Origin of the sequence: Streptomyces sp. W16 (assembly GCF_033194735.1) — a bacterium.
GTDB lineage: Bacteria > Actinomycetota > Actinomycetes > Streptomycetales > Streptomycetaceae > Streptomyces.
In genome coordinates this window covers 25,004-34,661 of the sequence record NZ_JAWOAI010000033.1, presented here as the reverse complement: position 1 = coordinate 34,661, position 9,658 = coordinate 25,004, and the positions used below count along the sequence as shown (strand labels likewise).

The window sequence follows — 9,658 nt, the reverse complement described above, 5'->3', positions numbered from 1 at the left end:
TGCTCGGCGCGGTCGCGGCGGTCTGCGCGCTGATCGGCCACCGGGTGGCGAGCTACGACTACCCGTCCCGCTTCGTCCACTTCACGGCCGGTGTGGCCCTCCCGCTCGCCGCGGCGGCCCCCGCGGTCTACGTTCTGGGCCGGGCGCTGGCGTAATCACGCCACCTGTCACAGGTGATCGACAATTTCCTGCTGCACGCAACTCGCGGGACTACGCTCGCGATTTGCGGCCACACGGTCGTTGCACTGCTTTCGTCGACGACCGCCAGGTGGGGGAACACCGTAAATGCGTGGGCTACGAATACTTCTGACCGTCGTGGTGATTCTGGGCGTCCTGTTCGTGGTCGTGGACCGGGTCGCGGTCTACTTCGCGCAGGACGAGGCGGCGGGCAAGGTGAAGACGAGCGAGAACCTCGCCTCCACCCCCGACGTCTCCATCAAGGGCTTCCCCTTCCTGACCCAGGTCGCCTCCGGTGAGCTGGACGACGTCGAGCTCGGCATCAAGACCTACGAGGCGACCACCGCCAACACGAGCGGCAGCGGCACCTCCACGATCCGGATCGACGACCTCAAGGCCGACATGAAGGACGTCAAGTTCTCCAACGGCTACAGCTCCGCCATCGCGGCCAGCGCGACCGGCTCCGCGAGCATCGCCTACGACCAGCTGCTCAAGGCCGCCAAGTCCGAACCGACGGACATCTTCACCGGGGTCAAGGCCCAGGTCGTCAACCTCTCCGACGGCGGCGACGGCAAGATCAAGGTCGACGTCAAGATCTCGGCCGGCGGCCAGGAGACGACGTACCCGGTGCTCAGCACGGTCACCGTCGACGGCGACACCGTGAAGGTGCACGCCGACAACCTGCCCAAGCTGGTCATCGACCTCGCCGACTCCCGGATCCGCTCGATCACCGACTTCCAGCAGACGATCGACCAGCTGCCGGGCGGCGTGAAGCTGGCCAGTGTGCAGGCGGCGAAGAACGGTGTGGAGATCAAGGTGAAGGGTTCGAACGTCAGGCTGGCCGGGTAGGACGAGGTCCGGCGGACGGCGGTTGTCCGAGGGGCGAGACGGCAGTGTCCGTACGGCAGGTGTGAGGACGGCGAAGGGCGCGCGGATTCCCGGTGAAGGGGCCGCCGCCACCCCCCTCATCTCACATCCCGGACGATCGCGTCTCAAAATACGACACACCGGTGACATGTCGCGCCGTCCGTCCCTACGATCGACCCTATGAGGCAACAGGCGGATCTCACGAAGCGGCGGGCAGTGGACCTGTGCCGCGTCGCCGCCATGCTCTGTCGCACTTTCTGAGCGGAAGCGCAGGCTTCCGTCTTCCCCCGTGCCCTTGATCTCAGGGCACCCGCGCGAGCGCGCACCCCTCTCTCACGCACCGCACCGCCGTAACTGCCCCGGAGGAGAAAAGCATGAGCCGCAGTGACGTCCTGGTCGACGCCGACTGGGTCGAGGCCAACCTCGACAGCGCGGACATCGCCATCGTCGAGGTCGACGAGGACACGTCCGCGTACGAGAAGAACCACATCAAGAACGCCATCCGGATCGACTGGACCAAGGACCTCCAGGACCCGGTACGCCGTGACTTCATCGACCAGGAGGGCTTCGAGAAGCTCCTCTCGGCCAAGGGCATCGGCAACGACACGCTGGTGATCCTCTACGGCGGCAACAACAACTGGTTCGCCTCGTACGCCTACTGGTACTTCAAGCTCTACGGCCACGACAGCGTCAAGCTGCTCGACGGCGGCCGCAAGAAGTGGGAGCTGGACGCCCGCGAGCTGGTCGAGGAGGTCCCCGCCCGGGCCACCACCGACTACAAGGCCAAGCCGCAGAACAAGTCGATCCGCGCGTTCCGCGACGACGTCGTGGCGGCCATCGGTGCGCAGAACCTGGTCGACGTCCGTTCCCCCGACGAGTTCAGCGGCAAGCTCCTGGCCCCCGCCCACCTCCCGCAGGAGCAGTCGCAGCGCCCCGGCCACGTGCCCTCGGCCCGCAACATCCCGTGGTCGAAGAACGCCAACGACGACGGCACCTTCAAGTCGGACGACGAGCTCAAGGAGCTCTACGCCGAGGAGCAGGTCGACCTCGCCAAGGACACCATCGCGTACTGCCGTATCGGCGAGCGCTCGGCCCTGACCTGGTTCGTGCTGCACGAGCTGCTCGGTGTCGAGAACGTCAAGAACTACGACGGCTCCTGGACCGAGTACGGCTCCCTGGTCGGCGTCCCGATCGAGCTCGGCGCCAACAAGTAAGCCCCGACCAAGCCCAAGCCCCAAGCCCTAACCCGTAAGGACAGACCATGTGTGGAGCGAAGGCCGGCGGCCCCGACGCCTCGACGATCAAGCCCGGTGAGACCACCATCCAGGGCCAGGTGACGCGCAACGGCGAGCCGGTGACGGGCTACGTCCGTCTCCTGGACTCGACCGGCGAGTTCACCGCGGAGGTCCCGACCTCCGCCACGGGCCAGTTCCGCTTCTACGCGGCCGAAGGCACCTGGACCGTCCGCGCCCTCGTCCCGGGCGCCACCGCCGACCGCACGGTCGTCGCCCAGACGGGCGGGCTGGCGGAGGTGGCGATCGCGGTCTGATCGCCGTTTCACTGTCGAAGGGCCGCACCTTTTCCTGGGTGCGGCCCTTTGGCGTGCCCAGGCCTACCCTTGAAGCATGCTGGCACGTCGCCGTCGCACCTACTTCGTCATGATGGGCATCTGCATCGGACTCTTCGTCCTGGCCTGGGGAGTCGTGCGGATCTGGTCCGTGCCCGCGGCCGTCGGCATGTGCGTGGTCGCGATGGTGATCCCTCCCGTCGCCGCCATGGTCGCCAACCGCCGGGGCCCCGACGACCGTTGGTGGGACGACCCGTCCGGTGACCCGAAGTCCGACGAGTGGTGGGACGAGCTGGACGGCAAGAAGCGGCGCCAGTAAGGGAAGCGGCGAGCGGGTAGAGGGCGGGCATGTCGCCTACGAGACTGTCCACCGTGGTGCTGGACGCGCATGACGCGCACGAGCTGGCCGGCTTCTATCTCCGCCTCCTCGGCTACGTCGTCCGGGCCGAGGAACGCGACTGGGTCCTGATCGGCCCGCCCGACGGCGGCACCGGCCTCTCCTTCCAGACCGAGCCGGAGTACGTCCCGCCCATGTGGCCCACCCGCAGGCCCGGCGAGCAGCAGATGATGCTGCACCTGGACATCGAGGTCGACGACCTGGAGGGCGAGGTCGAGCGGGCCGTGCGGGAGGGGGCCACGCTCCACGCGCACCAGCCGCAGGACGATGTACGGGTCCTGCTGGACCCTGCGGGGCACCCGTTCTGCCTGTGGCGACCTACACAACCGGTGGGTTGAGGCGGGCGAAGCCTTCCTGGCGCTGGTAGGGGAAGTACGGGTAGGGCGCTGTCCTGCCGCTCGCCGCATCGAGTTTCGCCATCTGGTCGGGCGTGAGCGTCCAGCCGACGGCACCGAGGTTCTGGCGCAGCTGCTCCTCGTCGCGGGCGCCGATGATGACGGAGGAGACGGTCGGCCGCTGCAGCAGCCAGTTGATGGCGATCTGCGGAATGCTCTTGCCGGTCTCCTGCGCGATCTCGTCGAGTGTGTCGACCACGCGGTAGAGGTGTTCGTTCTCGACCGGCGGGCCGTAGTCCGCCGTGTGGTGCAGTCGGCTGCCGGTCGGCAGCGGTCGGCCGCGGCGGACTTTGCCGGTGAGCCGTCCCCAGCCGAGCGGGCTCCAGACGAGGGCTCCGAGGCCCTGATCGAGCCCGAGGGGCATCAGCTCCCATTCGTAGTCGCGGCCGACGAGGGAGTAGTAGACCTGATGTGCGGCATAGCGCGGGTGGCCGTACCTCTCCGCGATCGAGAGGGACTTCATCGCCTGCCAGCCGGAGAAGTTGGAGATGCCGAGGTAGCGGACCTTCCCTGCTCGTACGAGGTCGTCGAGTGCGGACAGGACCTCCTCGATCGGCGTGCCGGCGTCGAAGGCATGCAGCTGGAACAGGTCGATGTGATCGGTGCCGAGTCGGCGCAGGGCGTCCTCGCACGCGGTGATCAGACGCGAACGGGAGGAGCCCGCATCGCCCGGGCCGTCGCCCATCGGCAGGCCGGCCTTGGTGGACACGATCACCTGGTCCCTGCGGCCTTTGATCGCCGCGCCCAGCACCTCCTCGGAGGCGCCGCCGGAATAGACGTCGGCGGTGTCGAACATCGTGACTCCCGCGTCGAGGCAGATGTCCACGAGACGGCGTGCTTCTTGTGCGTCGGTGCTGCCCCAGGCGCCGAACAGCGGCCCCCGGCCGCCGAAGGTGCCGGCGCCGAAGCTCAGTGCGGGGACCTTGAGGCCGGATGCACCCAGCCGCCTGTATTCCATGGCTGTTCCTCTCTCGCCGCCCGACTTGGCTAATGGTCCTTGAGTTCCATTAGTGTGGGTCTCAACGTAGCAGGCGTGAGTGATTAACAAAACTGGAGTCCCGTTATGGGGTTTGAGGGTGCGGATCCAGGGACCGTCCGTCCCGGAGGGCGCACGGCACGAGTGCGTGCGGCGGTGCTGCGGGCGGCCGGGGACGCCTTGGCGGAGCACGGCTTTGCCCACCTGGACCTCGCCGACGTCGCGCGCCGTGCCGAGGTGGGCAAGACCACCGTCTACCGCCGCTGGGGAACGGTGACCGGCTTGGTGGCCGATCTGCTGCTGGACATGGCCGAGCAGTCACTGCCGCGTACCGAGACCGGCTCGCTGCTCGGTGACCTCAGGGCCAACGCCCGGCTCGTCCAGCGCACCTTGGCCGACCCGCGGCAAGGAGCGCTGTTCAAGGCGGTGATCGCCGCCGCCACCTGCGAGGCGAAGACGGCCGAGGCCCTGCACCGCTTCTACGCCATCCGCGTCGAGGAGTGGGCACCCTGCGTCCAGCAGGCCATCGACCGGGGCGAGTTGCCTGAGGGCACCGATGTCCACGAGGTCGTCCGCGCTGTCTCCGCCCCCCTCTACTACCGTCTGCTGACCACCGGCGACCGCCTCGACGAAGCCGCCGCGGACCGGGCCGCCGAGGCCGCAGTGGCTGCGGCGCGTGCGGGAGCGTACCTGCGGGGCGACGACGGTCGTGCGTGACCGGCCTGGAGTACGAGGCTGCTCGCGGATCAAGTCGTCGCGAGGATCGCCATCAGCAGGCCGCCGATGCAGAGGGCTGTGAGCGCCCCGGTCCAGAAGGCGTCGTCGCGGAGGGCGCGGGGTGCGCGGAACCGGCGGCGGCGGGGTGGTTGCGGTACGGGTGCGGGTGCGGCTGGTGGTGGTTCCGGCGGTTGTACGGCCGGCATGAGCGGGGGCGGTAGCGTCTGGACCGGGAGTACCTGGATCAGCTGATGGGGCTGCGGGCGATTCATACGGGGTGGGCCTCGCTCCGGTGTTTGCGCAGCAGGACGTTCGCGTCGGTCTCGGCGCTGTAGTCGTGCTCCGTGCGTGCGACGGTCCGGATCCCGGCGAGTTCCGTGCAGGTGTCGCAGTCGGCGACCGGCCGGGGCGGGGGTGTGGCGAGGAACGGGGCGTCCGTTCGTGCGCGGGCGTTCGCCGCGCGGACCCCGGCGCTGAGACGCTCCTGATCCGTGGCCGGTCGCAGCAAGGCGGGGTCGGCTTGCCATTCGCGTCCACCGCCGACGGGGCGCAGCAGGGCGTAGGGGCCCGACTTGTCCTGGTACTCGCCGACCTTGTCCGTGGCCGGGTCGTACAGCAGCGCTCCGGTTTCCATCGGCCCCTCCTCCTTTTTGTACAACTTCCATACAGAATGCGACAGTTGAAATACTCTGTGCATTCCTGGGTGTTACGAGGATGACCCAGGTCGGAGGCGAAAGCAGCGCCAACGGGCTCAACTTCCGCACGGGGCGCGCCAAATTCCACAAATTCCACAGGAGGTCGTAATGCCGCAACGGCTGGTGGTCACGGAACGCAGCCATGAGCCCAGGAAGCGGTTCGCCGAGGAGTTGCGGCGACTGAGGGGCGAACGGGGCCTGAGTCTCCGGGACTTGTCGAGGGAGGTCGGGTGGGACGCCTCGCTGTTCGGGAAGATGGAGAGCGGGAACACGCTGGGTGGGCCCGAGGTCGTACAGGCGCTGGATCAGTACTACGGAACGGCGCCACTGCTACTCACCTTGTGGGAGCTGGCGTTGGGGGACCCGACCCAGTTCAAGGAGCAGTACCGCCGGTACATGATGCTTGAGGGTGAGGCGACGAGCTTGTGGCAGTACTCCGTGAGCATCGTGCCTGGTCTGCTTCAGACGGACGCGTACGCACGCGAGGTGCTCTCGCTGGGTGGCTACCGAGGCAAGGAGCTGGACCGGCAGGTCGAAGCGCGCACCGGTCGGCGGAAGTTGCTGGAAAGGCTGGAGGACTCGCCGCCGTTCCGCGCACTCCTCTCCGAAGCGGTGCTGCGCACGCCTCTGCAGGACAAGCAGGCGTGGCGGCGCCAGCTTGAGTATCTGGCAGAAGCGGCGGAGCGACCGGACGTCAACATCCAGGTCCTGCCGTACAGCGCCGGCCTGTCAGGGCTGGTGAGTACCGACGTGATGTTCCTGCGACTGCTGGACGGCACTACTGTGGCTTACACGGAGAATGCGCACCGTGGCGAACTCATCGAGGAAAATGCCCCAGTTGAGCAGCTGCAACGTGCGTACGATGCGATGCGCGATGTGGCGTTGTCCCTGCCTATGTCGCGATCGTTCGTCCTGCGGATGTTGGAGGAAGTACCGTGCGAGCCATCGACCTGACCAACGTGACGTGGCGCAAGAGCAGCTACAGCAACCCGGACGGCGGCAACTGCATCGAGTTCGCCCCCAACCTCATCACCCTCGTCCCCGTCCGCGACAGCAAGAACCCCACCCACGGCACCCTGATCTTCGGCGTCGACGCCTGGTCGGAGTTCGTCGGCTCGGTCAAGACTCAGTAGACCAACGCCTGCGTACCGTCGGCCATCGCCTCCTGCACGAACACCTGCGCCCCGGCGATCCGTACGCCCTCGATGACATCCTTCTCCGTGATGTCCCGCCGGGCCGCGCACTGTGTGCACAGGGTGACCCGGCCCGCGGCCAGGATCGAGTCGATCAGGTCCACCAGCGGAGCGGCATGCGGGAGTTCGAACTCGGCCGCGCGGCCCGGCAGCGCGAACCACGCGGACTCGCCGGTCAGCCACAGCGAGACGTCCACTCCGCTGGCAACGGCGACCGCAGCCACCGTAAATGCCTGTGAGCAGCGTTCGGGGGCGTCGGCCCCCGCGGTCACCTTGATCACGAGCTTCTTCGCCATGACCGAATCGTAATCAACTTCCTTGCAACTCCCTGCAACGGCCATGAGTCTCCTGTGCGCGCATATGGAATGCGCATGCCAGGTTCCGTGGGGGACGTTGTGGAAGTACCTGAAGAAACAACCGAAAATGCAACAACTGACGAGGTGCCCCGGCCACCACGGCCGCCGCGCCGCCGTGGCCGCACCACACTCCTGATCGCCGTCGCCGCAGTGCTCGGTGTCGTCGCCGGTACCTGCACGGGTTTCCTGGTCCAGGCGGACCGCGCACCCGACAAGCTGCCCTCGCTGTCGCAGCCGACGCTGGCGCCGGCGAAGGGCCCGGCGCCGGAGCGGCTGTCGGCCGCGGCGGACCGCAGGGTCAAGACGGACGGCGACCTGCGCAAACTGCTGCTGAAGAAGCCGAGCGGGGCCACGGCGGCGCTCTTCCCTCTGGGCAGCGACGGCTGGCAGGACCTGGCCGACTTCTCCGAGACGTACACGAAGCCGGACGTCACCTTTGGCTACCAGCTCCGTCAGGAGTTCCGGCGCGCGGCCGTCGCCGACTGGGACGAGGGCTCGCGCGAGGTGGAGATCTCCCTGGTGCAGTACCGCCAGGAGGACACCCTCGGAGCCTACGACGCCACCACCGGCGCGTTCTACTACGCCGACAAGGAGTCCCACACCGACAGCTGGACCATCCCCGGCACGGCGGACGGGAAGGCGTACGTCCACAACGCCGACGACGACGGCTACAGCGCCGAGGCGCATGCCTACCGCGGCGATATCGCCCTGCACATCTGGGTCTTCGACTCGAAGCCGATCACGAAGGCGAAGATCATGGATCTGGCCAAGCGGCAGATGGAGCGGCTGTGACCGAGAACCAGTCCGGCGAGGTCGGACCGGTGGAGCCGGTGGAACCGGTGGAACCGACCGCACTCACGTCAACTCCCAGCCCTGAGAGCGAAGTTGAAGCCGCAGTTGAAGCCGCAGTCGAAGCCGATGCCCCGAAGAGGCGTGTCCGGCGGGGCCGTATCGCCGCAGTCGTCGGCTGCGCCCTGCTGGCCGTGGCTGTCGTCGGCGGGGTGGGCTACACCGTCGTGACCGTCAACGGCGCCGACCGGGACGCGGGCGCCCCCGTATGGAGGTTCCCCGAGTCCGTGGCGGAGCAGAGGGCGGCGTCGGCGAAGGGGCTGGCCGCGATGCTGCGGCCGTACGACTACGACTACGTCCGCGGCCCCGACATCGCGGAGTTCGGCGCGGACGCCCAGCTCACCGGTCGCGAGGCCACGGCCCTGCGCAAGCAGGAGATCAGCGGCCTGCCCCGCTCCCAACGGCTCCTGCTGGAGAAGCAGATCGACCGGGAGCAGCTCAAGGGCATCGCGATGCGCAGCTATGTCCGAAACCCTGCCGACGTCGCCGACGTCTACTCCGTCGAGGTCCAGTTGGCCCAGATGGACGAGAAGGCCGCGCGGAACCTCGTCACGTACGAGAACGAACTCCTGAACACGGTGGACGCGTTCCGCAAGGGGCCCACCGTCCCCGGCCACAAGGAAGCACGCTGCTTCCTGCCGAAGCAGGTGTCCGGCGAGAAACTCGACGAAATGCTCTGCTTCGCCGACGTCGGCGACGTCCTCATCACCCTCGACGCCTCCGGCACCAAGTCCATGGACACGAAGGGCATCGCGACCTTCCTCCGCGAACAACTCGAACGCATCAAGACGACGGGGGAAGCGGTATGACCGACCAACAGCAGCCCGCAACCTCGCCGGAGGCCTCGACGGAGCCCATCCCGGAGACCTCGCCTGCACCTTCGACGGAGGTCTCGGCGGAGCCCTTGGCGGGGACGCGGGTCGCGCCTTCGGCGGAGGTCTCGACCGAACCCCTGGCGGGGACGCGGGTCGCGCCTTCGGCAGAGATCCCGGCCGCGCTCCCGACGGAGACCTCGGCTGTGCCCTTGGCAGAGACGCCGGCCTTGCCTTCGGCCGCGCCCGCTGCGGAAACTTCGGTTGCGTCTTCAGCGGATGCCCCGGCCCCGCTTCCGGCCGCGCCTGCGGCGGAAACCCTGGCTGTGCCTTCGGCGGAGATTCCGGCCGACACCTCGACTGAACCCCTGGCGGGGACGCCGGTCGCGCCTTCGGCGGAGGCCCCGGTCGAGACCTCGGCCCCGCTTCCGGCCGCGCCCTTGGCGGAGCCCCTCGCGGAGACTCTGGCCGTGGTGTCGGACGGGACTCCGGCCTCGCTTCCAGCCGAGCCCTCTGCCGAGCCCTCTGCCGAGCCCTTGGCTGTGGCCTGGGCGGAGACCTCAGCCGCGGCCCCGGCTGACACTTCAGCTGTGCCCCCGGCCGAGATCTCAGCCGCGCTCCCGGACGCGGTTCCGCCCGTGCCCTCGGCCGACACGT

15 protein-coding genes are annotated in these 9,658 nt (G+C 68.3%); 11 read left to right on the top strand and 4 right to left on the bottom strand.

Annotated features, from left to right (window positions below):
- Positions 1–285 precede the first annotated feature (285 nt).
- The 6 genes from R6V09_RS07090 to R6V09_RS07070 all read left to right on the top strand — a co-directional run bounded on the left by R6V09_RS07090 (position 286) and on the right by R6V09_RS07070 (position 3,346).
- Complete coding sequence (locus R6V09_RS07090) at positions 286–1,026, top strand: LmeA family phospholipid-binding protein (protein WP_317880475.1); 741 nt, start codon at positions 286–288, stop codon at positions 1,024–1,026.
- Between the two features lie 198 nt (positions 1,027–1,224).
- Positions 1,225–1,305, top strand: a complete 81-nt coding sequence (locus tag R6V09_RS54555) for a putative leader peptide (protein ID WP_353963781.1) — start codon at positions 1,225–1,227, stop codon at positions 1,303–1,305.
- Between the two features lie 113 nt (positions 1,306–1,418).
- Positions 1,419–2,258, top strand: a complete 840-nt coding sequence (locus R6V09_RS07085; protein ID WP_317880474.1) for a sulfurtransferase — start codon at positions 1,419–1,421, stop codon at positions 2,256–2,258.
- Between the two features lie 47 nt (positions 2,259–2,305).
- Positions 2,306–2,593 carry a DUF1416 domain-containing protein gene (locus tag R6V09_RS07080; protein ID WP_019064558.1) on the top strand — a complete coding sequence of 96 codons (288 nt, stop codon included), beginning with the start codon at positions 2,306–2,308 and terminating at the stop codon, positions 2,591–2,593.
- Between the two features lie 76 nt (positions 2,594–2,669).
- The gene (locus R6V09_RS07075) at positions 2,670–2,930 is read left to right on the top strand and encodes a DUF3099 domain-containing protein (RefSeq protein ID WP_317880473.1); all 261 of its coding nucleotides are present in this window, start codon (positions 2,670–2,672) and stop codon (positions 2,928–2,930) included.
- Between the two features lie 29 nt (positions 2,931–2,959).
- The gene (locus R6V09_RS07070; RefSeq protein ID WP_317880472.1) at positions 2,960–3,346 is read left to right on the top strand and encodes a VOC family protein; all 387 of its coding nucleotides are present in this window, start codon (positions 2,960–2,962) and stop codon (positions 3,344–3,346) included.
- On the opposite strand, the gene R6V09_RS07065 is transcribed toward R6V09_RS07070, so the two are convergent.
- Positions 3,327–4,361 carry an aldo/keto reductase gene (locus R6V09_RS07065; RefSeq protein ID WP_317880471.1) on the bottom strand — a complete coding sequence of 345 codons (1,035 nt, stop codon included), beginning with the start codon at positions 4,359–4,361 and terminating at the stop codon, positions 3,327–3,329. The two genes, R6V09_RS07070 and R6V09_RS07065, sit on opposite strands and share 20 nt — an antisense overlap.
- Before the next feature lie 105 nt (positions 4,362–4,466).
- On the opposite strand from R6V09_RS07065, the gene R6V09_RS07060 reads away from it, so the two are divergent.
- Positions 4,467–5,096: a TetR/AcrR family transcriptional regulator gene (locus R6V09_RS07060; protein ID WP_317880470.1), complete on the top strand. Its 630-nt coding sequence runs from the start codon at positions 4,467–4,469 to the stop codon at positions 5,094–5,096.
- Between the two features lie 29 nt (positions 5,097–5,125).
- Here R6V09_RS07060 and R6V09_RS07055 read toward each other — a convergent pair whose 3' ends face one another.
- Positions 5,126–5,302 (bottom strand): hypothetical protein, encoded by a 177-nt coding sequence (locus tag R6V09_RS07055; RefSeq protein WP_317880469.1) that lies wholly within the window; start codon positions 5,300–5,302, stop codon positions 5,126–5,128.
- Positions 5,303–5,364: 62 nt separating this feature from the next.
- On the bottom strand, positions 5,365–5,730 hold the full coding sequence (locus tag R6V09_RS07050) for a hypothetical protein (protein ID WP_317880468.1): 366 nt from the start codon (positions 5,728–5,730) through the stop codon (positions 5,365–5,367).
- 169 nt (positions 5,731–5,899) lie between these two features.
- Between R6V09_RS07050 and R6V09_RS07045 the strand changes: the two genes are divergently transcribed.
- Both R6V09_RS07045 and R6V09_RS07040 read left to right on the top strand, forming a co-directional pair.
- Positions 5,900–6,745: a helix-turn-helix domain-containing protein gene (locus R6V09_RS07045; RefSeq protein ID WP_317880467.1), complete on the top strand. Its 846-nt coding sequence runs from the start codon at positions 5,900–5,902 to the stop codon at positions 6,743–6,745.
- Positions 6,727–6,924, top strand: a complete 198-nt coding sequence (locus R6V09_RS07040; protein ID WP_317880466.1) for a DUF397 domain-containing protein — start codon at positions 6,727–6,729, stop codon at positions 6,922–6,924. The genes R6V09_RS07045 and R6V09_RS07040 overlap by 19 nt, the downstream gene beginning before the upstream one ends.
- Here the strand turns inward: R6V09_RS07040 and R6V09_RS07035 are convergent.
- Positions 6,918–7,280, bottom strand: coding sequence for a DsrE family protein (locus tag R6V09_RS07035; RefSeq protein ID WP_317880465.1), 363 nt, complete (start codon positions 7,278–7,280; stop codon positions 6,918–6,920). The genes R6V09_RS07040 and R6V09_RS07035 overlap by 7 nt on opposite strands.
- Positions 7,281–7,424: 144 nt before the next feature.
- Between R6V09_RS07035 and R6V09_RS07030 the strand changes: the two genes are divergently transcribed.
- Positions 7,425–8,132 carry a hypothetical protein gene (locus tag R6V09_RS07030; RefSeq protein ID WP_317880464.1) on the top strand — a complete coding sequence of 236 codons (708 nt, stop codon included), beginning with the start codon at positions 7,425–7,427 and terminating at the stop codon, positions 8,130–8,132.
- Positions 8,129–8,998, top strand: a complete 870-nt coding sequence (locus R6V09_RS07025; protein WP_317880463.1) for a hypothetical protein — start codon at positions 8,129–8,131, stop codon at positions 8,996–8,998. Before R6V09_RS07030 ends, R6V09_RS07025 begins: the two co-directional genes overlap by 4 nt.
- The last annotated feature ends 660 nt before the right edge of the window (positions 8,999–9,658 follow it).